This window comes from Paraliobacillus zengyii (assembly GCF_003268595.1).
GTDB lineage: Bacteria > Bacillota > Bacilli > Bacillales > Amphibacillaceae > Paraliobacillus_A > Paraliobacillus_A zengyii.
On the sequence record NZ_CP029797.1, the window covers coordinates 1,544,054 to 1,569,072 of the forward strand.

28 protein-coding genes are annotated in these 25,019 nt (G+C 34.6%); 16 read left to right on the top strand and 12 right to left on the bottom strand.

What is annotated here, in order from left to right; all coding sequences use genetic code 11:
• Positions 1 to 25 precede the first annotated feature (25 nt).
• On the top strand, positions 26 to 1,009 hold the full coding sequence (locus DM447_RS07835; protein ID WP_112180686.1) for a zinc-binding dehydrogenase: 984 nt from the start codon (positions 26 to 28) through the stop codon (positions 1,007 to 1,009).
• Positions 1,010 to 1,097: 88 nt separating this feature from the next.
• On the opposite strand, the gene spoVAE is transcribed toward DM447_RS07835, so the two are convergent.
• Genes spoVAE through DM447_RS07855 form a run of 4 tightly spaced genes read right to left on the bottom strand, consistent with a single transcriptional unit; the run spans position 1,098 to position 3,425 of the window.
• Positions 1,098 to 1,391: a stage V sporulation protein AE gene (gene spoVAE, locus DM447_RS07840; protein ID WP_369974620.1), complete on the bottom strand. Its 294-nt coding sequence runs from the start codon at positions 1,389 to 1,391 to the stop codon at positions 1,098 to 1,100.
• 59 nt (positions 1,392 to 1,450) lie between these two features.
• Complete coding sequence (gene spoVAD / locus DM447_RS07845; RefSeq protein WP_112180688.1) at positions 1,451 to 2,461, bottom strand: stage V sporulation protein AD; 1,011 nt, start codon at positions 2,459 to 2,461, stop codon at positions 1,451 to 1,453.
• Positions 2,461 to 2,931 (bottom strand): stage V sporulation protein AC, encoded by a 471-nt coding sequence (spoVAC, locus tag DM447_RS07850; RefSeq protein WP_112180689.1) that lies wholly within the window; start codon positions 2,929 to 2,931, stop codon positions 2,461 to 2,463. The genes spoVAD and spoVAC overlap by 1 nt, the downstream gene beginning before the upstream one ends.
• A gap of 14 nt (positions 2,932 to 2,945) precedes the next feature.
• A complete protein-coding gene (locus DM447_RS07855) occupies positions 2,946 to 3,425 on the bottom strand; it encodes a YhcN/YlaJ family sporulation lipoprotein (RefSeq protein WP_112180690.1) in 480 nt (159 codons plus the stop codon).
• A 222-nt stretch (positions 3,426 to 3,647) separates the two neighbouring features.
• Between DM447_RS07855 and DM447_RS07860 the strand changes: the two genes are divergently transcribed.
• Complete coding sequence (locus tag DM447_RS07860; protein WP_112180691.1) at positions 3,648 to 4,097, top strand: hypothetical protein; 450 nt, start codon at positions 3,648 to 3,650, stop codon at positions 4,095 to 4,097.
• 36 nt (positions 4,098 to 4,133) lie between these two features.
• On the opposite strand, the gene nfsA is transcribed toward DM447_RS07860, so the two are convergent.
• Genes nfsA through lepB form a run of 5 tightly spaced genes read right to left on the bottom strand, consistent with a single transcriptional unit; the run spans position 4,134 to position 8,535 of the window.
• Entirely contained in the window at positions 4,134 to 4,880 is a 747-nt protein-coding gene (gene nfsA, locus DM447_RS07865) for an oxygen-insensitive NADPH nitroreductase (RefSeq protein WP_112180692.1), read from the bottom strand.
• 18 nt (positions 4,881 to 4,898) lie between these two features.
• Positions 4,899 to 5,633: a hypothetical protein gene (locus DM447_RS07870; RefSeq protein WP_157967298.1), complete on the bottom strand. Its 735-nt coding sequence runs from the start codon at positions 5,631 to 5,633 to the stop codon at positions 4,899 to 4,901.
• Between the two features lie 36 nt (positions 5,634 to 5,669).
• The gene (locus DM447_RS07875; protein ID WP_112180694.1) at positions 5,670 to 6,806 is read right to left on the bottom strand and encodes a S1C family serine protease; all 1,137 of its coding nucleotides are present in this window, start codon (positions 6,804 to 6,806) and stop codon (positions 5,670 to 5,672) included.
• A gap of 19 nt (positions 6,807 to 6,825) precedes the next feature.
• On the bottom strand, positions 6,826 to 7,974 hold the full coding sequence (locus DM447_RS07880) for a zinc ribbon domain-containing protein (protein ID WP_112180695.1): 1,149 nt from the start codon (positions 7,972 to 7,974) through the stop codon (positions 6,826 to 6,828).
• 39 nt (positions 7,975 to 8,013) lie between these two features.
• Positions 8,014 to 8,535, bottom strand: a complete 522-nt coding sequence (lepB, locus tag DM447_RS07885) for a signal peptidase I (protein ID WP_112180696.1) — start codon at positions 8,533 to 8,535, stop codon at positions 8,014 to 8,016.
• Between the two features lie 231 nt (positions 8,536 to 8,766).
• Between lepB and DM447_RS07890 the strand changes: the two genes are divergently transcribed.
• Positions 8,767 to 8,937 carry an aspartyl-phosphate phosphatase Spo0E family protein gene (locus DM447_RS07890; protein WP_112180697.1) on the top strand — a complete coding sequence of 57 codons (171 nt, stop codon included), beginning with the start codon at positions 8,767 to 8,769 and terminating at the stop codon, positions 8,935 to 8,937.
• A 64-nt stretch (positions 8,938 to 9,001) separates the two neighbouring features.
• On the opposite strand, the gene DM447_RS07895 is transcribed toward DM447_RS07890, so the two are convergent.
• On the bottom strand, positions 9,002 to 10,162 hold the full coding sequence (locus DM447_RS07895; RefSeq protein WP_112180698.1) for an aminotransferase A: 1,161 nt from the start codon (positions 10,160 to 10,162) through the stop codon (positions 9,002 to 9,004).
• A 135-nt stretch (positions 10,163 to 10,297) separates the two neighbouring features.
• On the opposite strand from DM447_RS07895, the gene DM447_RS07900 reads away from it, so the two are divergent.
• The 3 genes from DM447_RS07900 to DM447_RS07910 all read left to right on the top strand — a co-directional run bounded on the left by DM447_RS07900 (position 10,298) and on the right by DM447_RS07910 (position 12,104).
• Positions 10,298 to 10,450, top strand: a complete 153-nt coding sequence (locus DM447_RS07900) for an FbpB family small basic protein (RefSeq protein WP_369974619.1) — start codon at positions 10,298 to 10,300, stop codon at positions 10,448 to 10,450.
• A gap of 250 nt (positions 10,451 to 10,700) precedes the next feature.
• Entirely contained in the window at positions 10,701 to 11,561 is an 861-nt protein-coding gene (locus DM447_RS07905) for a patatin-like phospholipase family protein (protein WP_112180699.1), read from the top strand.
• Positions 11,562 to 11,705: 144 nt separating this feature from the next.
• Complete coding sequence (locus tag DM447_RS07910; protein WP_157967299.1) at positions 11,706 to 12,104, top strand: hypothetical protein; 399 nt, start codon at positions 11,706 to 11,708, stop codon at positions 12,102 to 12,104.
• Between the two features lie 19 nt (positions 12,105 to 12,123).
• Here DM447_RS07910 and DM447_RS07915 read toward each other — a convergent pair whose 3' ends face one another.
• Positions 12,124 to 12,588: a YkyB family protein gene (locus tag DM447_RS07915; RefSeq protein WP_112180701.1), complete on the bottom strand. Its 465-nt coding sequence runs from the start codon at positions 12,586 to 12,588 to the stop codon at positions 12,124 to 12,126.
• Between the two features lie 240 nt (positions 12,589 to 12,828).
• On the opposite strand from DM447_RS07915, the gene cbpB reads away from it, so the two are divergent.
• The 4 genes from cbpB to DM447_RS07935 all read left to right on the top strand — a co-directional run bounded on the left by cbpB (position 12,829) and on the right by DM447_RS07935 (position 15,655).
• Positions 12,829 to 13,299 carry a cyclic-di-AMP-binding protein CbpB gene (cbpB, locus tag DM447_RS07920; RefSeq protein WP_112180702.1) on the top strand — a complete coding sequence of 157 codons (471 nt, stop codon included), beginning with the start codon at positions 12,829 to 12,831 and terminating at the stop codon, positions 13,297 to 13,299.
• Between the two features lie 120 nt (positions 13,300 to 13,419).
• A complete protein-coding gene (dapD, locus tag DM447_RS07925; RefSeq protein WP_112180703.1) occupies positions 13,420 to 14,142 on the top strand; it encodes a 2,3,4,5-tetrahydropyridine-2,6-dicarboxylate N-acetyltransferase in 723 nt (240 codons plus the stop codon).
• Positions 14,143 to 14,223: 81 nt separating this feature from the next.
• On the top strand, positions 14,224 to 15,339 hold the full coding sequence (locus tag DM447_RS07930) for an N-acetyldiaminopimelate deacetylase (RefSeq protein WP_112180704.1): 1,116 nt from the start codon (positions 14,224 to 14,226) through the stop codon (positions 15,337 to 15,339).
• A gap of 73 nt (positions 15,340 to 15,412) precedes the next feature.
• Positions 15,413 to 15,655, top strand: a complete 243-nt coding sequence (locus tag DM447_RS07935; RefSeq protein WP_112180705.1) for a YkuS family protein — start codon at positions 15,413 to 15,415, stop codon at positions 15,653 to 15,655.
• 42 nt (positions 15,656 to 15,697) lie between these two features.
• Here DM447_RS07935 and DM447_RS07940 read toward each other — a convergent pair whose 3' ends face one another.
• On the bottom strand, positions 15,698 to 16,537 hold the full coding sequence (locus tag DM447_RS07940; RefSeq protein WP_112180706.1) for a mechanosensitive ion channel family protein: 840 nt from the start codon (positions 16,535 to 16,537) through the stop codon (positions 15,698 to 15,700).
• Between the two features lie 236 nt (positions 16,538 to 16,773).
• On the opposite strand from DM447_RS07940, the gene DM447_RS07945 reads away from it, so the two are divergent.
• From DM447_RS07945 to DM447_RS07970, 6 genes are all read left to right on the top strand, one after another.
• On the top strand, positions 16,774 to 17,316 hold the full coding sequence (locus DM447_RS07945) for a peroxiredoxin (protein WP_112180707.1): 543 nt from the start codon (positions 16,774 to 16,776) through the stop codon (positions 17,314 to 17,316).
• A 47-nt stretch (positions 17,317 to 17,363) separates the two neighbouring features.
• Entirely contained in the window at positions 17,364 to 17,813 is a 450-nt protein-coding gene (locus DM447_RS07950) for a TlpA family protein disulfide reductase (protein ID WP_112180708.1), read from the top strand.
• 194 nt (positions 17,814 to 18,007) lie between these two features.
• Positions 18,008 to 19,759 carry an ABC transporter ATP-binding protein gene (locus tag DM447_RS07955; protein WP_112180709.1) on the top strand — a complete coding sequence of 584 codons (1,752 nt, stop codon included), beginning with the start codon at positions 18,008 to 18,010 and terminating at the stop codon, positions 19,757 to 19,759.
• A 15-nt stretch (positions 19,760 to 19,774) separates the two neighbouring features.
• Complete coding sequence (locus DM447_RS07960; protein WP_112180710.1) at positions 19,775 to 21,604, top strand: ABC transporter ATP-binding protein; 1,830 nt, start codon at positions 19,775 to 19,777, stop codon at positions 21,602 to 21,604.
• A gap of 172 nt (positions 21,605 to 21,776) precedes the next feature.
• Positions 21,777 to 23,462 carry an IS1182 family transposase gene (locus DM447_RS07965; protein ID WP_112180711.1) on the top strand — a complete coding sequence of 562 codons (1,686 nt, stop codon included), beginning with the start codon at positions 21,777 to 21,779 and terminating at the stop codon, positions 23,460 to 23,462.
• An 874-nt stretch (positions 23,463 to 24,336) separates the two neighbouring features.
• The gene (locus DM447_RS07970) at positions 24,337 to 25,011 is read left to right on the top strand and encodes a potassium channel family protein (protein WP_112180712.1); all 675 of its coding nucleotides are present in this window, start codon (positions 24,337 to 24,339) and stop codon (positions 25,009 to 25,011) included.
• Positions 25,012 to 25,019: the final 8 nt, after the last annotated feature.

Sequence of the window (25,019 nt, forward strand, 5' to 3'; positions counted from 1 at the left end):
ATAAGAATTAAGTGGAGGGGATATAATGAAGGCTTATATACATCAAGAAGATAAACTTTTGGTTGGTACCATTGATGAACCGGAACCAACGCAAGGACAAGTGAAGGTTAAATTAAAAGTAGCAGGATTAAATCATCGGGATTTACAAATACCCAACAGAAGAGGGACAAACAAAGAGCCACTTATTTTAGGTTCTGACGGTGCAGGTATAATTGAGGCTGTCGGGCAAGGCGTGACAAAATTTTCGGTTGGTGACGAAGTCGTTATTAATCCGGGAATTGGCTGGATAACGAATAGTGACGCACCTCCAGAAGGTTTTGGAATTGTTGGAATGCCTAATCATGGTACATTTGCGGAGAAATATGTAGTAGATGCAACATACGTAGAAAAAAAGCCGAGCTATTTAACGTGGGAAGAAGCTGGTGTATTGGTATTACCCGCCTTAACAGGTTTTCGAGCATTATTTACTAAAGGAAAATTGAAGGCAAGCGACACGATCTTCTTTCCTGGAGCTGGCAGTGGTGTAGCAACTTATAATATTCAGTTTGCAAAAGCCGTAGGAGCAAGAGTCATTGTCTCTTCACGTTCACAAGAAAAAAGAGAAAAAGCACGAGCATTAGGTGCTGATGTTGTAATAGATACGAATGAAGATTGGAAGAATGCTTTAGAAGGGGAAACGATCGATTTAGTGATAGAAAGTGTTGGAGAAGCTACGTTCAACCGTTCATTAGGTGTATTGAAAAAAGGGGGCAGAATGGTAACCTTTGGTGCTACAACAGAGGACCAAGTAACCATCGATATTCGAAAATTCTTTTATGGACAATATCAGTTGTTTGGATCAACAATGGGTAGTAGAGAAGAGTTGCATGATATGCTAGTATTTATGGAAGAAAATCTTATTCGTCCCGTAGTTGATCGTGTTTATGATCTTGATGATGCAGAAGATGCATTTACCTATCTAAGAAAAGGAAAACAATTTGGTAAAGTTGGTTTACAAATCGGTAATTAAAAAAGAAAGCACAAGTTCATCGTGTTTTGGCCCAAAAAGCTAGAGAGAAAAATGCTTTTTTGGGTCAAACACAAGAGCTTGTGTTTTATTATCCTTTCGGTTTAAAGCAGATTGCGCCAATCACGCCGAATATAATCGCAGCGGAAATACCTGAACTAGTTATTTCAAACATACCAGTAACGACACCAATTAATCCATGTTTTTCAGCTCCATCCATTGCGCCATGAACTAAGGAGTTACCAAAGCTAGTGATTGGTACAGATGCACCTGCCCCCGCAAAATCAATTAATGGTTCATACAATCCAAAACCATTTAAAACAGCTCCTGCTACCACTAAGGTAGTTAATGTATGTCCAGGTGTTAGCTTAAAAACATCAAACATAATCTGACCAATGACACAAATGATACCTCCTACTAAAAACGACCATAAAAAAACTATTTTTAAGCACCTCCATTCTCAATTGATACGGCATGTGCGATGCAAGGTATCGATTGTTTTTGTTGTACGGAAAGAGGGGAGAGTAATGCGCCGGTCGCAACAACTAATAATTTGTTTATTTTTTTAGTTTTTAATTGGTTAATAAGATGTCCAAATGTAACTACAGCAGAACAACCTGCACCGCTTCCACCAGCAAAAACTTTCTGATCATCCTTGTAAATTAACAAGCCGCAATCATTAAACGTTTTTTCGTCTAATGTAACACCTTTTTCTTTAGCGAGATCAATCGCGATTTCTCTGCCGATTTCTGCTAGATCGCCTGTTACAATCATGTCATAGTATGTTGGGTCAATACCACGTTCTTTTAAATGGGTAACAAGGGTATCAACGGCAGCCGGTGCCATAGCTCCACCCATATTAAATGGATCAGATAACCCCATATCAAAAACTTTACCAATTGTAGCACTTGTAACGCGCGGCCCTTCACCTGATCTACTAAGCAAGGCAACACCCGCGCCTGTTACAGTCCATTGAGCTGTCGGTGGTTTTTGTCCACCATATTCTGTAGGATACCTGAATTGTTTTTCAACAGCAGCATTATGACTACCAGCACCTGCCAATACATAGTTGGCTCCATTTGAATTTACTAAGTATGCACCCAAAGCCAATGCTTCCATTGATGTCGCACAAGCATTAAAAAGTCCAAGAAAAGGAATTTGCAGGGTGTTAGCAGCGAAATTTGTAGGAGTCATTTGATTGATCAAGTCGCCACCTAACAGAAATTGTACATCTTCTTTTGTAATGTTTGATTTTTTAATTGCTTGTTGACAGGCTTCTTCCATAAGTAATTGATGTGCTTGTTCGAAAGACTTCTTCTCTAACCATAAATCTGAGTGTAATAGGTCAAAATCAGTTGCCATTTTTCCTTTTGCTTCAAAAGGTCCACCAACAGTTCCAGTAGAAACAATCACAGGAGCCTGATCAAAAATCCATGTTTGCTTTCCGTTAAGCATTAGATAAGCCCCCATTGAATAAGGAGTGTTTTAATGATTGCAATAACAAAAGCAGAGAAAACACCAAAAACGATAACTGGACCTGCGAGTTTGAACATATTGGCACCAACACCCAATACGAATCCCTCGGTACGATGTTCAATAGCAGCAGAAATGACAGCATTACCAAAACCAGTGACTGGAACTGCTGTACCAGCCCCTGCATATTGAGCAATATGGTCGTAAACACCTAATCCTGTCAATAACATAGTAATGAAGATTAACGTAGCTACAGTAGGGTTTCCAACCGTTTGTTCTGTAAAATTAAAATAATACATATAAAAAAATGAAATTGCTTGTCCTATCGTACAGATAAAGCCCCCAATAAAAAAAGAAATTAAGCAATTTTTAAGAAGTGGACGTTTTATTTCTTTCTCATCTGCTAACTTTTGATATTTTTTTTGATTTGTTGTTAGTTTTGTTGTTGACATTAAAAAGTTCCTCTCTAAGCAGTATCATTTTTCAGCTTTTTAATTTTATTAAATCGTTTATCAAATTCTTCAATTGAAAGTTGACCATTTCGTAAATCTGTTAGTAGTTGGTTTATTTCCATAAAAATTTTTTGGTCAGATGAAACGAGTATCGTGAAATTCGGCTTTACTTTTTCAATTTCTTTTCTTATTTCTTGCTCAATCTCTTGTTCGTTAAATTGTTGGAAAGTAGTAGCTTTAATAGCTATTAAGATATCTTCATGGTTTTTTAGACTTACTACATCTTCAACAGAATCAAATGCAGCTAAGATCTTGTCATTTATCACATGCGTATCAGATTGATCTACTAAGCCTCCTTCATGCTTAACTTGTTGCATATTCGTATCTGTTTGATTATTAATTAACGGTGGATTTGCATCTTCTTGATTACATCCACTTAAAAAAGGGAAGAGACTAAAAGACACAATAATCCAAATAACTTTTATTTTTGACATATGATCACCTTTATTCGCGTATTATAAAATTTGTTAAGTAACTCTGTGGGTTTAGTTTGTATAAAAATAATTTAGTTATACGATAAAAAAATATATTGATATGTAAATAGCTGAAATAAGTGATATAATAAATAATTCAGAATAATTTCCATGATTTTGAAACCTTTTATTGTTGAATTTCGTCATAATATATATAGAAAAATTTTGAGAGGAGGGAGTTTGATGATAAAGCGTCTAGTTATTATGGCTATAATTTTATTGGCTTTTGGGTCTACGACGGTTATTTGGCTGGATAGTACAAAGACAACGACATTAGCAGAAACAGTCTCAATTGATCAAAAAGAAAATGACTTTATTTTACATATGCGAATAGAGAATAGTGATGAAGGATTTCGGATTTTACATTCATTAGAATATGTTGGCGCAGAGCAAGTTACGATTGAACATCGAACTCCGCTAACATCTATTTCGATTAATACGGATACGAGTGATTTTACAGGAAGTCCTGTTAGCAAAATATTAGAACCAGGGGATATATATCGACCACATAAGAGCGCTATTATAGAGGAATCGCTTGAGGAAGGAACACATAAGGTATATATGAATTGTCAATTTTATTACAAGGAAGAGCAAATAAATATTAAAATTGAAAAAGATATTGAATTCCAATAAAAAAAAGCCTGCTCAGGCTTTTTTTTATTGGAAAAACTATCTTTTATTGAATCCCTTTTCCTTAACATAGGTTGAAATTCTAGCTCGTTTTGGTGTAGAAAGTGCATGTTTCATTTGGTCTGTCCAGCTATCATTTCGTTGATTGGTGGTCCGATTCTGATAATAATCAGAAATTTTCTCATCAAATTTCTGTAAATAATTTGCTTCATCATTAGTTGAAATATATTGGTTTTCAAAATAAAATGCAGGTTTAGCTAACCTTGGTTTTTGATCTGGTTGTGCATCTGGATAACCAATTGCCATACCGAATAAAGGAACTACATGTTCAGGAAGTTGAAATAACGCGTCTACCTTGTCAATATCATTACGAATACTTCCAATGTAACAAATACCTAATCCCATTGATTCTGCTGCAATTGCGGCATTTTGAGCCGCTAATGTTGCGTCAATCGTTGCTACTAAGAAATGTTCGGTATTTTCTAAATTAACGCGCATATTTTCGTATTCTTCTGCTGATGTGTTTCTAATATGGCGATGAAAATCAGCACAGAATAGTAGAAAGTGACCATTTTTTTCGATGTAAGGCTGATTTGATATACTTGCTAACTGTGCCTTTTTATCCTGATCAGTCACGCCTATAATAGAATAAGCCATTAAATAACTCGATGTTGAGGCATAACTCGCAGCTTCTAAAATGATATCCAATTCTTCTTGTGTCAAGGTTTTATCTTTAAAACTTCTAATCGAACGGTGATTTAATAATGTCTCGAGTGTTTCATTCACTTTAGTCTACATCCTTTCTTATTCCACAATAATATTTAAAATAATCTGGTCTGTCGTTTTATCGGATTCTATCCACGCATTGAGTTCTTCGATAGTTGGTTCTTCGACGGCTGGTATATCCGCTACAATAGTTTCATTATCTTGCCACGTGATGTTTTCTAAAGGCCACTTAAAAGAAGAGAATAGAAGATCTCTATCATTTGTCATACCAAGTGGTGTAAAGGTCTCTACATCAATAATGATCAACTTACTTGTTTGCCAATCATTTTCAGCATTTTGACGATCGAATACAAATAACAGTTTGGATGCATCAGGTGATGGGATAATATCAGAAACAGTTGCTAAATCAGCTAATAGAAGAGAACTACCTTGACCTGATTTATCTAATAGTAAATAAGAACCAATGTTATCATGCAGAGAAAATGAAAGTAAATACAAAGAGTCCTTGGTTGAAATGTCTATTTTTTTCAATTTCATATTCTCAAGAGCTTGTTGTCGATCTTGAATTTGAGCAAGATAATTATCTAGAATAGGTACTTGACTTAATTCAATCATGATTTGCTCATTTTCAATATTGAACTCAATCATTGTATGTTCTTCTGTTTCATTTTCATCTTCATCTTGTTCAACTAATGTTGGACTTTCTTCTTCATTCCCATCCATATCTTTTTGTACAATAGCGGGTGAGCTATCGGAACAACCAGCAAGAAAAATAAAAATTAGTAGTATCCAACCAATGTAATGTTTAATCAACTTCATCGCGCTCCTTCAAACGACATTCTTTTGTACCTAATCAGATACTTCTTCTTTATTTAGTTCAATTATCTTTAATTGATCATTTTCATATCCCACAGTAAATGTATACGTCCTTGTTTCTGGTTCGTTTTCAGAATCAACGTGAACCACTTCAACATCTGTAATGATTTCAACTTGGTTATCATCCTCAAGATAGGTTGTTTTGCTTTCACTTACTTCTAATGAAATGTGGTAAATATAAGACTTTCTGAAGTCGGTATAGCCTGTTTCGGTTTGCAGGCTACTACCTAATAATGTGTAGGCGTTTATATAATCATGAATTTTAATGCTTTCAAAAAAATAGCTAATTAGATAATCTGCATCTTCTTGCATTTGTGTCGGATCACTATTGATATTATAAGAAGCTACTGGATAAATTAATTCTTCATCACTGACAGAACGAGACCACTCTGTAACATCCTCAATAACATTTCCTATAGGTATACTAAATGCAATTTCACTTTCATCGATACCAGCAGAGTTTATCCCAACTACTTCACCAGTTGATCGATTAATTAATGGTCCACCACTATTTCCATGAGTAATATTGGCTGAAATTTGATAAACATTATCATAGGAAAACGTATCAATTTCAAAGGAGCGATCTATACCAGAGATAATCCCAATTGAAACAGAGTTTTGAAAACCTAACGGGCTTCCTACAGCAATAATTTCATCTCCAATACCTAATTTTTCTGAAGATGCGATATCAACAGGTGTCTGATTAATTAATTGAGGCACTCTAATAACAGCAATATCTTTTTTATCTCCCATCTTAACAATAGCTGCTTTATAAGTTTCAGCATTTGACATGGTTACTGTAATAGATTCGGCATCCTCAATAACATGTGCATTCGTAATAATGTCTCCGTTTGAATTATATAAAAAACCAGAGCCTGTTTTTTCACTTGATGCTGTTTCAACACTAATTTGAACGACGTTTTTTTGTGCTTCATGAATAATGGATTGTAAATCTTTTTGATCGGTCGTGTTAGTTAAACTTGCAACGTTACTATCCTGTTCAACAGTTTTTGATGACCAATTAGTATAAAGGTTGAAACAGATAATAGCACTTGAAATGACAATGATAACGCTAAGTATTATGGTAATGGAAAGTGTGTTTTTTTTCATCTCGCTACCCCTCAAGTAATTAATCAATGAACCACTTTATGGTTTCAATTTTTACATCAAATGCATTATCTTTATCCATTAAATCGTAATGTGTGTGATCAAATTTTCCGACTTCATCTGGATACAATGTTTCAGGATAAACATAGATTTCATTTGTTTCCATTATATTATCTTCTTTATCTATAATGTTATATGTTATAGCAATACTGTTAATAGGTATTGTTGCAACACTCTTGATTTCACCAAAGATAATAATGTTACCTTGATCATCTTCGCCTAATTCAGCATTCGTTAGTTCCACAGCATCATTATTGTTTAGATCACGTTCTGCTTCAACAGCAGTGAGTGCTTGTTCGATTCTTTTTTCTTGCGCAGTTTCAAATGCTGTCTTTTCTTTTTCGATTGTTGTTTTTAAGCTTGATAATTTTTCAGAATCAGGTGCGTACTGTAAGCCGCTTGCAACAATAGAACGAGCTTCGGTAAATTGATTCTCTTGTAAAAGCTGATTCGCTGTTGTAGAAGAGTAGGCGATAATTTGTTCTCTAATAGACGCGGCTATTTCAATTGCTTCAGGATCCTGTATGCCTTCTGCTTCCCATAAAGTAGTTTGTAACGTTTGAATACTTGGTTCATCCTCGAGTTTCTTTTTTACTTTTTCCAGTTGAATCTCTTTACGTGATGTATCTAATTGATCTGTTAGTTGAATGACTGCTTCCCCGCTATAACTACTTAATTCTTTCTTACCCTGATTTATCTCAATTAAAGCATCTTGGTAGCTGTTTTCTTCTTTATTTTCAATTGTATCTTTTAATGTTAAGGCAAGCTCAGTAAATTTCTGTAGTTCTTGTGCTGCAGGAAAGTTGCTATTATGATCAAGTGCTGTTTCTATTTCAACAAGTGCTTCTTGATAATCTTCGTCTAACAAATAGTTTTCTGCTTTTTCATATGCTGCGTTTGCTTGTTTTGTTTGAGATTGCAAATAAAAATAGTAGCTTGTACAACCTATAGTACTTAGTAAAGCTACAATTATAGGAATATAAATGAAACGAAAGTACCTTTTGGACGGTATTTCTCTGGAATCAATGTCTGCTGGTAGTTTTTCACCACATTGAATACAAAATAACTCATCCGTTTTTGTTATACTGCCACAATATGGACAATAAGCCATGTATTAACACCTACCTCTAGTGGTTATATTACTTTTCTATCATTCTACCATTTTCCATTCAAAATTGGGATTGATAACAATAGTTGAGTGTCCAATAATTTCATTTCTTTTAACAAAGCCTAATCCATTACGACTATCTTTACTTAATTGGCGATTATCCCCCATAACAAAATAACTTTCATCTGGAATAGTAACAGGACCAAAATCTTCAGTTGTAAAGCTTTTTGCATCTGTTAAAAAAGTTTGTTGATAAAGTACATCATTAATATATAACTTTTCGTCTCGTATTTCGATGGTTTCATTTGGTAGACCAATGATTCGCTTGATATAATCTTGCAAGGGATAATCAATTATAACAACATCACCGCGCTCAGGTTCAGTAAATAAATAAGCTGCTTTGTTATATATAATCTGTTCGCCATTTTCCAAAGTCGGATGCATGCTATCTCCTTCAATGATAGAAGTAGAAAAAATAAAGGAACTTAAAAAAATGGCAAGAATAACAGTTATGAAAATAAATTTTATAAAGTTTTTCCAATTTATTTTAGCGCTATAGTGCATGAGGGACGTCCTTTCTCTAAGAAGTAATAAAACCTTTTGAATTATCCCTAATTCATAAAACTATGAATAATAGCAATAATAGTGTACCATAATTAGTAATAGAATGTACGTTTGGTTAACTTGTACATTTTATTTTGCTAAAAGAGATTTTAAATGGCGCCATTAATGTTAATCTAATTCTAATATGTTAAACTATTCAAAGACATAGTTGGGTATGGGGGGTAGCTTCGCATGGATAAGGATCAGTCATATTATTTACTCACTCAGATAGAAATGCTTCGTAAAAGAATGATCGAGATTGCCATACTAGAGGGCTTTACTAGTGAGGAATCACTTCTGTTAAGTCGTGAACTAGACAGGCTATTGAACCAATATGAAGAATCAAAAGAGAAAGTTATTTAAAAGAAGGCAAAGCAGAAGAAGTTGTTCATTTCTTCCTGCTTTGCCTTCTTTCTTTGTTGAACAATTATGAACGGTTGTTTCGGGATAAGAACGTTTCAAAACGGTCTAATCCTTTTTCGAGTGTTTCCATACTATAAGCGTAGGAAAGACGTAAATACCCCTCACCATATTGGCTAAATGCATCACCTGGAACAAGCGCTAAACCAACTTCATCAACCATTTTTAAAGCGAAATCAAATGATGTCATTTTTGTATTGATTCTTGGAAAGAAATAAAATGCGCCGTCAGGTTTTATCACGTCAATTCCCATAGATAAAAACCTTTCATAGACATAGTTTCTTCTATTCAAATATGCCTCTTTCATTTTTTTTGGATCTTGTTGGCCATTTTTAAATGCTTCTAATGCTGCATGTTGGCTAATAGAAGTAGCGCAAGAAACATTATATTGATGAACCTTAAGGATGTGCTTTGCAATCCATTCTGGTGCAAGTAAATAACCAATACGCCAACCTGTCATGGCATGTGACTTTGATAAGCCGTTAATAACAATTGTTTTATTCTTAACTTGGTTCAGTCGCGCAATCGAAAAGTGTGCTTCTTCATATGTTAGTGAACTATATATTTCATCCGCAATGACAAAGATATCTTTTTTTTCTAAGACATTAGCAATAGCCGTTAACTCCTCTTGCGTCAATGTCACGCCTGTTGGATTAGAAGGGTAGGGAAGAATCACACATTTAGTCTTGTCTGTTATGTGCGCTGCTAAATTTGCAGCAGTTAATTTAAAATTATCCTCACGTGTGTCCATATGTACAACTTTAGCACCTGCTAATCGAATAAGTGGTTCATAACCTGGATAAACGGGAGCAGGTAATAAGACCTCGTCGCCTGGTTGAAGAATCGTTCGTAATGTAATATCAATTGCTTGAGATGCTCCCACAGTAACGATAATTTCAGTCATTGGATTATATAATAACTGATCATGCTGTTTAACATGATTTGCAATTGCTTGTCTGAGAGGGAGGATACCAGCATTATGTGTATAGGTCGTTTGATTATCATTAATTGCTTCAATTGCTGCTGTTTTAATGTGCTCAGGTGTTGTGAAATCGGGTTGACCAATTGTTAAAGAAAGGATATCTTCTTTATCACCGACCATATTAAAGAATTTTCGAATACCTGAAATCTCAATATCTAAGACATTTTTGTTTAATAAATGATCCACGGTTGTTCCTCCTTGAAAATTGTCGCATAATTTAGACTTATTTGAATTGAAAAATATTTTCAATCAGTTATAATGATATGTAAGCGGTTCATTAATTTAAAAACAAACAAAATATCAATATAAGGAGTGATGATCTTGCGTACAAGAAAAGTTAACTTTGAAGAGCTTGTTAATCAGAATAAGCAAGACCTATTAAATGACAAAATAGCCATGAAAAAGCTTGAAGAAAGTTTAGATAATAAACAAGCAAGTCCTTCACCAAAACCAAAAAGACAGTATGCAAATTGATCATACCATAATTCATGTAAAGTAAACAAAACATCTAGCAATTTTCATGCTTTTATTCTATCTATGTTGGATTCTATGTTTATTTCAAAAAAACTAACTTTAGCAAATAGCTTTTGCAGTCTAGCAAAGGCTATTTGCTTTTCCTAATATTAGAATTGGAATCAAATGATTTAACTAAATTACCAGTTTATTGTATAATGATGTGATATACAATATATCGAAACTTTGTAACTAGTCAATAGAAAAGGAGATGCATGCATTGGGTCAAACAGGTTTAATATTAGAAGGTGGCGGAATGAGGGGAGCATATACCGCTGGTGTGCTTGCTTTTTTTCATGATGCGGAATTGCAGTTTCCATATGTAGTTGGTACATCAGCTGGCGCTTGTGTAGCAACCTCCTATCTTTCTAATCAGAGAGATCGAAATTATGAAGTATTTGTTAAATATGCCAGCCATCCTGAATATATTTCATACAAACGCTTACTAACCAAAAGACAACTATTTGGAATGGACTTTATCTTTGACACTGTCCCTAATCAATTAGTTCCATATGATTATGAGGCTTTTAATAAGCAAACGACGAAGCTTGTCATAGGAGCAACAGATATTTATTCTGGCAAACCAGTTTATTATGATAGTTTTGAGAATAAGAAGGAGTTATTAAAAATTGTACGAGCATCAAGTTCACTTCCTTTCATTGCTTCTAGTATTTCGCATAACGGGCTAGAATTAATGGATGGTGGTATAAGTGACCCAATACCAATTATGCAATCTATTGAAGCTGGAAATCAGAAACATGTAGTCGTACTAACAAGGAATGAAGGTTATGTTAAAAAGGAAATGAAATTCAAACGCTTAGTTCAAAGAAAATATAAAGCGTATCCCGGATTAGTAACTGCATTGTTAAAACGTCATGAGAAATATAACCAAACAATAGATTTGTTACACGAATTGGAGAAAAAGCAAGAGATTTTTATTATTCGACCTAAATTACCGTTAGTAGTTAGTAGAATTGAAAGGAACATGCAAAAGTTAGATGCTCTATACAATCAAGGATATGAGGAAGCGAAACAATTAGGAGGAAAACTACAAATTTTTTTGAACCAATAACAAAAATTCTTCTTACATAAGTATAAATGAATGTTGAGTAGGAAAAACTAGTTTGTAATAGTCATAGTAGAAGTTATACGGAGGCTCTTATTGAAATGGGCTTCTTTATTAACAACTTTCTTTACTAGAAAGGGGAATATGCTAGTGCAAACAATGTTTCTTATCGTTTATAGTATTGGGTTTAGTTGGTTCAAAAAAAGCCAATTGACATCTTTTGGGTTACAAGAACAACAAGTGGATTTTTTAATAGGTTTAGTTTGTATCGTAGTATTGTATCTAATTTTGCATCCTTCATTAAAACTATTAATGGAATTAAAGTGGAAGTTCTTGTTAACGTATATTGTAACGATTCTTCTCTTTATCAATGTTATGCTGTTTTCGTATCTATATCTTGGAATAAGGCAGGGGAGTATGGCGTTTAATTTTTCTATGTTACATTATATATTATTTGACATCATTGCTTTAGGGGTTATCTTAGGCATTACGGTGTTAACAAATAGAGCAGTTTTTTATTTTAAGCAGCACAAGTCAAATTCTAATTAACATATGCCGCTTATGTATGTTATCTCTCTCTTCTATTTTTGAAATATGATTGGTTCCAACGACCCAATGAGGAAGGTGTATAATAGGCTGAGCAGGTTTTTTCTTCCACAGGGTAGGGTATTTCTAAAAAACCATATAATACTTTTTTTGCTTGGGTGAGAGACAACTTTGTTTTCGGATTTCGATAATTTTGATCAATATTACCCAAATGTTCTACTTCTTTGAAATCTTGTTTATTTGGAGGAATGTGGAAATAATAGCTTCCTACCTTTACTAGTAGAGTAGAATGTTGACGACTTAATTTGGGGCGGTCTGAAAAATGAAGACCGATTTTTTCTGCGTTTTTATTTTCCAATAACTTTGTAATTGTTTTCTTTTTCAAGTTATATAAGTCACTAGGATTTAAAGCTGTTTTTGCGTGGCGATTGATAATGAATAGAGCTTTAGCAATTTCTTCAATATTCGTAGACTTCTCTTTCTTCACTACTGTACCTCCTTTCTATGTCTACTTTGTTTAGTAGATTCCTATTTGTCAACTATTTTAACATTTTCTTAACAAAAAAACTATATCTACTAATCAAAATAATTTTTATTTTAGTTACTGAATGAGTAGGCAGTATGAAATCAATTGGTCTCCTTATTTTATTTATGGTAAACTGTACTTGTATGTTAATTTTTAACGTGAACATATTCTTTCAACTGCTCGTTAAAGGGAGTGGATAAAATGAATACTGTTAAACAACTACCGTTATTAGATATTACTGCTGAGTCTTTGATGATCTCATCAGAAAAAGTAGCACACGTACAATTGAATAATCCATTAGAACATGCGTTATTAATATTAGTTAAATCAGGATATTCCGCTGTACCAGTTTTAGATACCTCTTACAAGTTTAAAGGAACAATTGGAAAAAACCTCATTTTAAATCATATTCTAGGTTTAGAGCGTTTTGAAATGGAAAGATTATCTGAAGTTGAAGTACAAGAAGTGATGAATCAAGAAATTCCATGTGTAAAAAAACAAGATAATTTTTTAAATTGTTTAAAAGCTGTAATCGATCATCCTTTTGTTTGTGTAGTAGACGAAGAGGGGTTTTTTGACGGTATCTTAACTAGAAGAGCGATATTGAAGCAGTTGAATAAGTACATTCACGTGAACAAACCGCTATTTACAAAAGTAATAGACGATAAGTAATAAAGTAGTTTACAGAGAAATCATTGTAGTTGACCTGTATTCGAACTTGAAATGATTAATACTTGTCAGCTACATATGCTATCTGATAAAGTAAAGAAAAATTATGTTGGAGGTAGAAAAATGAAGAAGATGGATGCAAATGAAATAATTTCATTTATTTCGAATAGTAAAAAGGCAACACCAGTTAAAGTTTATGTGAAAGGTACAAAATTAAACAAAATTGAGTTTTCAAATGAAATTCAAGCGTTTGTACAAGACGAAACAGGTGTTTTGTTTGGGGAATGGAAAGTAATTAAAGAAGCTTTGCATACATATAAAGATCAAATCGTTGACTATGTAATAGAAAATGATCGAAGAAATTCAGCTATTCCACTGTTAGATTTAAAAGGCATTAACGCACGTATTGAGCCAGGAGCTATCATTCGTGATCAGGTTGAAATTGGTGACGGTGCCGTTATCATGATGGGTGCTAGTATTAATATTGGTTCTGTTATTGGAGAAGGAACAATGATTGACATGAATGCTACCTTAGGTGGCCGCGCAACTGTAGGAAAGAATTGCCACATCGGTGCTGGAGCTGTCTTAGCTGGTGTTATTGAACCACCATCAGCGAAACCTGTTGTAGTGGAGGATGGCGTTTTAATTGGTGCAAATGCAGTTGTTCTTGAAGGTGTAACAATTGGAGAAGGCGCGGTTGTTGCAGCAGGAGCTATTGTAGTATCTGATGTTGAACCGAATACAGTAGTAGCTGGAACCCCTGCTAAAATGATTAAAAAGATTGATGATAAAACGAAATCTAAAACAGAAATTATGCAAGCACTTCGTAAATTAGACGAAGAATAAACGACTAGTAAAAAGTAGGTGAGTATACTCTCCTACTTTTTTTTACATCATTTAGTAATAGAAGAACGAGGGGTGAACGTAATGGAACGTGAAAAATTACGAAATATTAGAAGGGAATTACATCAAATTCCTGAATTAGGTTTTCAAGAATTTAAAACACAGTCTTATTTGCTAGAAAAGATAAAATCATTACCGCAAGATTCTTTGATAATAGAAACTTGGAAAACAGGAATACTAGTTAAAGTAAAAGGAACGAAATCCGTTAAAACAATCGCATATCGAACAGACATAGACGGTTTACCGATTAAGGAAGAAACTGGATTATCATTTTCATCTCACCATGAGGGGAAGATGCATGCGTGCGGCCATGATTTGCATATGACGATTGCATTTGGTGTTTTAACGGAATTAGTAAATAAACCTCCCGAAAATGACATTGTGCTAATTTTTCAACCTGCAGAAGAGGGACCAGGTGGCGCGCTACCAATGCTTGAATCAGAAATTTTTCAGTCTTTCTATCCAGATATTATAACCGCATTACATATTGCGCCAGAATTACCTGTAGGGACAGTTTCTACTCGATCAGGACTTTTATTTGCAAACACGAGTGAACTGTTTATTGACTTTAAAGGTAAGGGAGGACATGCAGCATATCCACATTTAACAAATGACATGGTGGTTGCTGCTAGTAATTTTGTTTCACAATTACAGCAAATAGTAGCAAGGAGATTAGATCCTTTAGAAAGTGCTGTTGTTACAGTTGGAAAAATAACGAGTGGTACGGTACAGAATGTTATTGCTGAAAATGCTAGATTAGAAGGTACAATTCGAACAGCCAATGCTAGTATAATTGCAGAGATTAAGCAAGCAATTGAAGAAATGGCAAAAGGTTTTGAACGAAGCCATCATTGTGAAATTTCGATAGATTATGGATCTAATTATTATCAAGTTTATAATACGGAAAGATATGTTGATAAATTCAAACAAATAATTTCCGATACTTCGGCAATTTGGAAGGAAGCTAATCCTGCTATGACAGGAGAAGACTTTGGTTACTTCTTACGTGATATTCCAGGATTTATGTTTTGGTTAGGTGTTAGCTCACCTTTTGGGTTGCATCATAGTAAACTAAATCCAAATGAAGATGCACTAGTAACTGGAATAGAAGTAGTTGAAGCTACTTTACGTCAACTATAATCCTCTTTTTTTGTATAAATAGCTGTTCTTTCGCACAAACTACCTTTTGAAAACAGAATTGGAGGCAGATAGTGTGAAACGTGTAGGTGTTGAAGGTACATTATCAGATGTAAAAGGGGCTTTGCAAGATAAAGGCTATGAGGTTATTGAATTAAAGCAAGAGGAAGACTTAGGGGATTGTGGGTGTTGTGTTATATCAGGCCAAGATAAAGATGTAATGGGAATGGCAACAACGAATTATACGGGTTCTGTAATTAATGCCCACGGTATGAACGCTGAGGAGATTTGTCAGCAAGTTGATGAGAAAATGACATAATAGAAAAAAGCGGGTGCCAAATAATGGCTTACCCGCTTTTCGTTATTTACTTGAATCTTTTGTAATATTAACTTGATGTGGAAATGGAATTTCGATATCAGCTTTATCAAACTCTTCCTTAATGCGTTTTCTGATATCTCTCTCTGCAGCAAATTGCTCCATATTTTCAGTTCTACCTAAGAGACGTAAAACAACATCAGATGAACCGAAGCTTTGAACTCCTAGTACGTCTGGACCTTCAACAAAACGTGCGTCCTGTTGAAACTCATCACAAATACTTTGAAGAACACTCATCGCATGGTCAATATTGTCATCGTAACTTATGCCAATATCAACTAAGGCTCGCATGGTGCCACGAGAATGATTACTAATTCCCTCTAATTGTCTGTTTGGAATAAAGTTTAACGTACCATCAAAACTTCTAATTTTAGTTGTACGTAAGCCTACCTCTTCAACAATACCACTGTATCCTGCTGTCGATACATATTCGTCTACTTCAATTTGCTTTTCTAGTAAAATAAAAAAACCAGTTACAATATCACTTACGAGACCCTGAGCACCAAAACCAATTGCAAGGCCAATTATACCTGCACCCGCAATTAATGGAGCTAGATCAAGACCAAATATACCGAATAACATTGCAATGAATACAAATAGTAAAATGTATGTATAAACATTTTGTATAAGCTTTTCTAATGTTTTAGTTCGAGCTGGTGATATATTCTCTCTCTTACCTGCTTTTTCTAGGGTGCTAGCAATAACCTTTCGACCTATTGGTGCGGCAATTGCAAAAGCAATGAATAAAAATAGGATTTTTAATGCACTAGCAATTAGTGGATAGGTAGTATTAAATGCACTGAAATCAATGCCAAACATGTTCATCATGAATTCTCCTTTCTTATTTAACTATTACAGAATAAAGAAATATACAGTAATAATCAAATAATACCCTTTTTCGACAAAATTTAAGCATAGCAATTTGTATTTTTGTTAAAGCTGTTACTAGACTAGGATGATAATTTTAAATTTTCATTATTATTGACTAATTTTTTTCTGATCTTTATACTTAAATAAAGTATGTGAAAATATTAACAAAATATATAGTTGGAGGGATTAGTATGGCTGAACGTATGGTTGCAAAACAGGCTCCTCGTTTTGAAATGGAAGCAGTACTGGCAAATAAAGAATTTAAAAAGATATCTTTAGAAGCGATTATGAAAGAGGATAAATGGACAGTGTTATTCTTTTATCCAATGGACTTTACACATGTTTGTCCAACAGAAATTACTGCGTTATCTGACCGTTATGATGAATTTGAAGATTTAGATGCAGAAGTAATTGGCGTATCAACTGATACTGTGCATACACATTTAGCTTGGATTAATACACCACGCGATGCTAATGGGCTAGGAGATCTTGCTTATCCATTAGCAGCTGATACGAATCATAAGGTTTCAGGAGAGTACGGTGTATTAGTAGAAGAGGAAGGTGTAGCACTTCGTGGATTGTTTATTATTAATCCAGAAGGTGAGTTGCAATATCAAGTCGTAAACCATAATAATATAGGGCGGGATGTTGATGAAACATTACGTGTGCTTCAAGCATTACAAACTGGTGGCTTATGTCCAGCTAATTGGAAGCCAGGTCAAGAGACACTATAAAAAAATTTGTTTTATTAATAATGGGTGCACAGAAAGGGTTATGTTAAATGAGATTAAGAACACCAATGCCAGAATTAGATGGTGCAACCGAGTGGTTGAATGGAGAATTTAAAAAGGACGATCTTATTGGCAATAAACCAACGCTGTTTCACTTTTGGTCAGTTAGTTGTGGTTTATGTAAAGAAGCAATGCCAAATGTTAATGAATTTCGTGATGAGTATAAAGACGACCTTAATGTCGTCGCTGTCCATATACCACGTTCTGAAAAAGATTTAGATTTAGAGCAAATTAAAGAAGTTGCTGCAGAACACGATATTACGCAGCCGATTTTTGTGGACAATAAACATGTACTAACAGATGCCTTTGAGAATAAATATGTACCAGCATATTATGTTTTCGATGACGAAGGCAACCTCCGCCATTTTCAAGCTGGTGGTGGGGGAATGAAAATGCTCCGTAAACGTGTGAATCGTGTGTTAGGAACGACAGAGAAATAGAAATAGCTGTTAAAGGATCCTTTGTGTGAAATAATGCATACAAAGGATCTTTTATTTTCGATTGGAATAAAGCATTTCAGTCTTAAGACTGATTTTTTAGTTTTTTAAAAGAAATAATGCAAAAGGGTGGTAATTTATTTCGGAAACCGATATATTTATAATTACGAAAAAAGAAAAAGAGGAGGGAAAATACATTGGAAACGTTTAAAAAGTTACAGCAATATTATATGCCATTTAAAAAGTACTTTCTTATGTCTTTATTTTTTGTTGTTATCGTAACAGGAATCACAGTACTTTACCCAATTATATTACAGATAACGATTGATAATGTTGTTCTTGAGGAACAATATGGTCTTATACCTTATTTAGCGGGTGGATTTATCCTTGTGATGATTATTAAAGGGATAGCAAATTTCATACAACAATACTTAGGAGATCTATTCGGTGTCTCTTCTGTTTATAGATTGCGAGATGGTTTGTATACAAAGTTACAGCGTCTTTCATTTACTTATTATGACAATGCACGAACAGGTGACTTAATGTCACGCCTCACAATGGATGTAGAAGGTTTTAAATTCTTCCTTGCTGCTGGATTAAAGGAACTAATCCGCATTATATTGTTAATTGTAATTAGTTTATCTGTTATGTTTTACTATTCGATTCCATTAGCACTTGTAACAATGGCGGCCATGCCATTCTTGGCTGTGGTTGTATATAAATTTGATAAGAAGGTACACCCAGCTTTTCGTGCCATCCGTAAATCATTAGGTCGTTTAAATACGCGTATTCAGGAAAACGTGAGTGGAATTAATACAGTTAAATCTCTATCAAAAGAGGATTTTGAAATAGAACGATTTACTGTCAATAACCAGGAATACAGAGCAAAGAATATTAAAACATCAAATATTTGGGCTAAATATTTCCCGTTCATGGAGTTAATTGGTAACATTTGTATGGTTGCCTTACTGATTTTCGGAGGATATTTAGTGATTGATGGTAACCTTTCAATAGGTAAACTAATCGCTTTCTTTAGCCTAGTAAACTACATTTTAGGACCATTAATGCAATTAGGCTTTATCGTTAACCAATTTTCTCAAGCAAAAGCATCAGGAGAAAGGTTGTTAGAAATATTGGAAGCTGAAGAGGATGTGCAAGAAAAAGATCATGCACTTATTCCAGATACAATAAAAGGTCATGTGACGTTTGAAAATGTCACATTTAAATATGTGGAAGGTGATGAAGTAGCACTGAAAAATATCTCATTTGATGCACCACCTGGAAAAGTGATTGGACTTATCGGTGCAACAGGTTCTGGAAAAACGAGTATCACCCAATTAATGACACGTTTTTACGAACCACAAGCAGGTAACGTCTTAATTGATAATAAACCTTCAAGCGACTATAATATCAAGTCATTACGCAAACATATTGGATTTGTCTTACAAGAGTCGTTCTTATTCTCTACATCGATTAGAGATAACATAGCATACGGTAATCCAACAGCAAGTATAGATGATATTATTGCAGCGGCTAAACGTGCGCAGGCACATTCATTTATAATGGAAATGCCCAATGGTTATGAAACGATGCTTGGAGAAAGAGGGATGGGGTTATCTGGTGGTCAGAAACAGCGTATTGCAATAGCTAGGGCGATTTTAATTGATCCAAGTATTCTTATTTTGGATGATGCAACGTCTGCTGTAGATATGGAAACTGAATTTAGGATTCAAAAAGCGCTAAACGAAGTTATGAAAGGTAGAACAACATTCATTATTGCCCACAGGATATCTTCATTGAAACATGCAGATGAAATTCTTGTTTTAGAAAATGGCGAAATTGTTGAACGAGGAACACATGACCAGTTATTAGATAATGCTGGACCATACCAACGAATATATGACATTCAATATCAAGATAAACAAGCGATTATGAATACAGTTAAATAAAAAGGGGGGATAACTTTGGCAAAACAAGAAAAAGTAAAACAACAAAGTCCACATTTAAAGCGGTTCTATTATCCACTTGATCAAGCTGTGGAAAAACCGTTTAATTGGAAACAAATGACACGATTATTATTCTATATAAAACCGTATACGAAATCGTTACTACCAGGTGCTATTATAGCAATGTTTATCACGACAATGATTCGTCTAGCAGTCCCAATATTAATAGGTAAAGTAGTAATTGATGTAGCGATAGCTAATCAAGATCCAACACTGTTAACCTATTTAGTTATTCTAATCTCGATTTTGTATGTGATTAGTTATATTGGAAACCATTTTAGAATTAAATGGGTCAATGTATTAGGACAAAACGTTATTCATGATCTCCGTAAACAATTGTTTTCACACGTACAACGTTTATCTCATAACTTTTTTGATAAACGTTCAGCTGGATCGATTTTGGTTCGCATCCTAAATGATGTAAATTCATTACAAGAACTGTTTACCAACGGAATAATTAACTTATTGATGGATGTCTTTATGTTAGTAGGTATAATCGTGATTTTATTTGTATTAAGCCCGCAGCTTACATTAGCTGTCTTAGTCATCTTGCCAATCATGTTCTATATCTCTACTAAATTAAGAAGAAATATCCGTAAGTCATGGCAAGAGGTGCGTATACAGAAGTCCCGTTTAAATTCACATTTAAATGAAAGTATGCAAGGTATACGTATTACACAATCCTTTTCACAAGAAAAGGAAAACACAGAGTACTTTAATGGTGTGAATGAAGATAATTATGAAGTTGAACGAATCGCGATGAAAAAGAGTGCTTATTTTGGCCCTTTTGTAGAGATGAGTAATGCAATTGGAACTGTTATTTTAATTTCATTTGGTGCACATTTAATTATTACTGGTACGATTGAGATTGGTGACTTTGTATCCTTCGCCATTTTCTTAGGTATGTTTTGGGAACCAATTTCTCGTCTTGGTCAAATATATAATCAATTATTAGTTGCGATGGCATCATCTGAACGTATTTTTGAGTTTTTAGATGAACAGCCTAATGTCTTTGAAAAACCAGACGCAAAAGAATTTACTGACATGAAAGGGCATATTGAATTTGATCATGTTGAATTCTCTTATGATGATGATCGGGTTGCATTACATGAAATTTCATTAGAAATGAAAGTCGGTCAAACAGTAGCACTTGTAGGGCATACTGGTTCTGGTAAATCAACCATTGCAAACTTGATTAGTCGTTTTTATGATCCAACAAAAGGTATAGTTAAAATAGATGGAAATGACTTAAAAGATATGAAAGTTGGTAATTTACGAGATAATATTAGTGTTGTTTTACAAGATACATTTATTTTTTCTGGTTCTATTATGGAAAACATACGTTTTGGAAGACCAAATGCGACAGATGAAGAAGTGATCGATGCCGCAAAAGTGGTAGGAGCCAATGATTTTATTTTAGGTTTATCAGAAGGATATCAAACTGAAGTAGAAGAGAGAGGGAACATTCTATCTGCAGGTGAGAGACAATTGCTATCGTTTGCTAGAGCCTTATTAGCTAATCCACGAATATTGATTTTAGATGAAGCAACAGCAAGTATTGACACAGAAACAGAAGTGCGTATCCAACATGCGCTTAAGAAGTTATTACATGGGCGTACCGCTATTATGATCGCCCACCGTTTGTCAACAATTCGAGAAGCGGATAATATTATTGTGTTAGAAAACGGAAGGATTTTAGAACAAGGTAATCATTCCGAATTAATGCAAAAACAAGGTGAATATTTTGGTTTAGTTAAATCACAATTTGAAATGTTAGACGCATTATAAAATCTATAAATAAAGAGGCTGGGACAAAACTCAGATAAACAATAAAAAGTTGCATCTTCCAACGGTAGTTGGAAGATGCAACTTTTTTATAAAATCGAAAATTTTAGTAAGTAAAAAAGGATACCTTCTGATAAAATTAAAGTACCACACAATAACAATCGGAGGTATCCTTATGTTTAAAGATTATAACATGAATCAAGTAATTTTGCCGTTAGATTTTGAAATGAAATTGCAAGAAAATGATATTGCCTATACGATCCATGACTTAGTAGACCAAATACCAGATAAAGCATTTTCTTTTTTCTTACATGAAACAGGTTGTCCTGCTTATCATCCGCGAATGATGATGAAGGTTATTTTATGTGCTTACACGCAATCTGTTTTCTCTGGGAGAAAAATTGAAGGATTGCTGAAAGATAGTGTCCGTATGATGTGGTTAGCGCAAGGCTATGAGCCAAGCTATCGCACGATTAACCGTTTTCGAGTCAATGAAGAAGTACAAGAACTGTTACGCCAATGTTTTGTACAATTTCGATGCCAACTGGTGAAAGAAGAGCTGATTGACCAGGAAGCGATCTTTATTGATGGCACCAAAATAGAAGCAAATGCCAATAAATTTACGTTTGTTTGGCGAAAAGCGATTGAAAAATACAGTGCGAATTTGGTGGAGAAATCAAATCAACTGTACGATGAATTATTGGCAAACGAAATTATTCCAGAAATAGAACGCGAAAGTACGGAAGAACTATCCACTAAAGAACTCGAAAAAGTAGTTGAGAAACTAGAGAAGACCGTTGAAGGATACGACAAACAGATCGAAGAAAGTAAAGATGTCAGCAAACGGAAGCAGCTTCGCTCTGCAAGGAAAACACCAAAAAAATACCGCAAACAGTTTAAAGATTACGTAGCACGCAAACAAAAATACGAAAAGGATAGGCTTATATTTGAAGCGCGCAATAGTTATTCAAAGACAGACCATGATGCCACCTTTATGCGCATGAAAGACGATTATATGAATAATGGCCAATTAAAAGCAGGTTACAATGTACAAATTGCGACCGAAGGACAATATACACTCGCATATGACGTATTTCCCAATCCAACTGATGTACGCACATTCACTCCTTTTCTAGATAAAATCGAGGAAAGCTTCTTTGAACTTCCCACATATATCGTAGCTGATGCAGGGTATGGAAGTGAACAGAATTATGAAGATGTCCGCATTAATCGGGAGCGCATCCCGCTGATTACCTACAATATGTATCGAAAAGAGAAGACAAAGAAATATAAGCAAGACCCTTTTAACACAATGAACTGGGCGTATGATGAAGCGAGTGATTCTTTCCGTTGTCCAAATGATAAAAAAGTGGCTTTCCAGTATCTATCTAATCGAACAGGTAAAGATAACTTCACCCGATCCTTTAAAGTCTATGAATGTGAAGACTGTTCGGATTGTCCGTTGCGTTCCCACTGTACAAAAGCAAAGGAAGGAAATAATCGAAAAATTTATTATAATGAAAAATGGGAACAACAAAAAGCATACACAAAACAGCAGCTTTCAGAAAAAGAAACCGGTAAAATCTATGGCAAACGAAAAATAGATGTAGAACCAGTCTTCGGATTTTTGAAGGCTAATTTGCGTTTCACTCGTATGTCAGTAAGAGGCAAGAAGAAAGTGGAAAATGAATTAGGATTTGCATTCATGGCGGTGAACTTGAGAAAGTACACGGCTAAGCATGCGCATGGTCCAACAAATCCTGAAAATAATCCAACAAAAAAAGATTCCGACCATCTTCCTAAGATGATCGGAATCTTTTTCGTTATTTTGGCTAGTTATGTCCCAGCCTCTTTTTCGTAAAACTTTAGTGTTTTTAACTTTGTTAACAGAATTTAAAAGTAATAACTAAACTTTTTTACCAAAAAATAATACCTATTCTTTGACTGTTATAATTTTAGAGTGTATCTGCTATATTCCTTGCCATCCTTAACTCGTTCTAACACAACGCTTTCTTTAGGCACTTCTTATTGAATTGCAATTGTTGGAGTTCCATATGTTGACGCAGCAACAACCTATCCAACGGAATTTCCATCAACTTCGACGTAAACTGCCATGTTGATTTCCACTTCGGACAGTCGCTTTCCGCGGGCAAGTCTTTTCGATGGGTCGAGTAATCGCAGACCCAACGCTTCAACTTCCTCGGAAGCAAAAAGCGCTTCCTGTGGGATTTTCAGCTGTTGCTTTTCCCGCAGGAGTCGACTGTCCTACGCTACAATCAATCAGCATAATATGACCAGCAGACGAGGTATTACTCTTAACACCTATCAAGCGAAGGAATCCATTTGCTGACGAAGCGGGTAAGAAAACACTGACGATTGCTATTAATTGTCTCATCGAAACTATTTGCTAACGTGATGAGTCAGGTAAAGAATCACCGTCGCAGTTTATATCAAGTGCGTCAGATGAATCGCCGTGATGATTACGAGATTAGAGTACGAAAGTCAACTTCAACTTTGTATTGCAAGATTTCTCAAGTTTACCGAGACTTAAATAATGATTTCGGGCTGTTAATGTAGAGTAATACCTTATCGTTAAGCACGTTAGGTTTCAATATATAAGATATTGTTAATAGCAACAAATCTTTTAGAAATAAGCTATTTTTTAAAAATGATACGCTTTATCTCTTATAAATATGATAAACTATGCTCAGTAAGGTGTACGAGGAGGAAAAGTCATGAAAAGAGAGTTTGCAGTTATAGGGTTAGGCCGTTTTGGCGGTAGTATATGTCGAGAATTAAGTGAAGAAGGCATGGACGTATTAGCAATTGATACCCAAGAAGATAAAGTGAATGAATTTAAAGATATTGCGTCACACGCAGTAATCGCTGATTCAACTGATGAAAAAGTGTTAAAAGAATTAGGCGTTCGCAATATTGATCATGTAATTGTGGCAATAGGAGATAATATTCAAGCGAGCATCTTAACAACGTTAATGCTAAAAGAATTAGGTATAAAAAAAATAACGGTAAAAGCACAAAATGATTACCATGAAAAAGTACTAAAGAAAATTGGTGCGGATCAAGTTGTTCACCCCGAAAGAGATATGGGAAAGAGAATTGCGCATAGTATTATCTCTAACAACATCTTGGACCATTTAGAATTATCAGATGATCATAGCATTGTCGAGGTAAAGGCTGGTACAAAGATGATCGGTAAAACTTTAGTAGAGTTAGATGTACGAGCTAATTATGGGTGCAATATTGTCGCAATTAAGCAAGAAAAGACGAATGATATCAATGTCTCGCCAATGGCATCGGAAATTATTGAGAATGGAGATATCTTAATAGTAATAGGGGCAGATAAAGACATATCTCGTTTTGAAAAACACTTAGTAGTTGATGATGAATAAATAAACAA

What these genes read in the sequence shown, in the direction of transcription:
- DM447_RS07835 (WP_112180686.1), top strand. Translation starts at nt 26, where the DNA reads ATGAAGGCTTATATACATCAAGAAGATAAACTTTTGGTTGGTACCATT.
- spoVAE (WP_369974620.1), bottom strand. Translation starts at nt 1,391, where the DNA reads ATGTTTGATGTTTTTAAGCTAACACCTGGACATACATTAACTACCTTA.
- spoVAD (WP_112180688.1), bottom strand. Translation starts at nt 2,461, where the DNA reads ATGCTTAACGGAAAGCAAACATGGATTTTTGATCAGGCTCCTGTGATT.
- spoVAC (WP_112180689.1), bottom strand. Translation starts at nt 2,931, where the DNA reads ATGTCAACAACAAAACTAACAACAAATCAAAAAAAATATCAAAAGTTA.
- DM447_RS07855 (WP_112180690.1), bottom strand. Translation starts at nt 3,425, where the DNA reads ATGTCAAAAATAAAAGTTATTTGGATTATTGTGTCTTTTAGTCTCTTC.
- DM447_RS07860 (WP_112180691.1), top strand. Translation starts at nt 3,648, where the DNA reads ATGATAAAGCGTCTAGTTATTATGGCTATAATTTTATTGGCTTTTGGG.
- DM447_RS07875 (WP_112180694.1), bottom strand. Translation starts at nt 6,806, where the DNA reads ATGAAAAAAAACACACTTTCCATTACCATAATACTTAGCGTTATCATT.
- DM447_RS07880 (WP_112180695.1), bottom strand. Translation starts at nt 7,974, where the DNA reads ATGGCTTATTGTCCATATTGTGGCAGTATAACAAAAACGGATGAGTTA.
- lepB (WP_112180696.1), bottom strand. Translation starts at nt 8,535, where the DNA reads ATGCACTATAGCGCTAAAATAAATTGGAAAAACTTTATAAAATTTATT.
- DM447_RS07890 (WP_112180697.1), top strand. Translation starts at nt 8,767, where the DNA reads ATGGATAAGGATCAGTCATATTATTTACTCACTCAGATAGAAATGCTT.
- DM447_RS07905 (WP_112180699.1), top strand. Translation starts at nt 10,701, where the DNA reads ATGCATGCATTGGGTCAAACAGGTTTAATATTAGAAGGTGGCGGAATG.
- cbpB (WP_112180702.1), top strand. Translation starts at nt 12,829, where the DNA reads ATGAATACTGTTAAACAACTACCGTTATTAGATATTACTGCTGAGTCT.
- dapD (WP_112180703.1), top strand. Translation starts at nt 13,420, where the DNA reads ATGAAGAAGATGGATGCAAATGAAATAATTTCATTTATTTCGAATAGT.
- DM447_RS07930 (WP_112180704.1), top strand. Translation starts at nt 14,224, where the DNA reads ATGGAACGTGAAAAATTACGAAATATTAGAAGGGAATTACATCAAATT.
- DM447_RS07940 (WP_112180706.1), bottom strand. Translation starts at nt 16,537, where the DNA reads ATGAACATGTTTGGCATTGATTTCAGTGCATTTAATACTACCTATCCA.
- DM447_RS07945 (WP_112180707.1), top strand. Translation starts at nt 16,774, where the DNA reads ATGGCTGAACGTATGGTTGCAAAACAGGCTCCTCGTTTTGAAATGGAA.
- DM447_RS07950 (WP_112180708.1), top strand. Translation starts at nt 17,364, where the DNA reads ATGAGATTAAGAACACCAATGCCAGAATTAGATGGTGCAACCGAGTGG.
- DM447_RS07965 (WP_112180711.1), top strand. Translation starts at nt 21,777, where the DNA reads ATGTTTAAAGATTATAACATGAATCAAGTAATTTTGCCGTTAGATTTT.
- DM447_RS07970 (WP_112180712.1), top strand. Translation starts at nt 24,337, where the DNA reads ATGAAAAGAGAGTTTGCAGTTATAGGGTTAGGCCGTTTTGGCGGTAGT.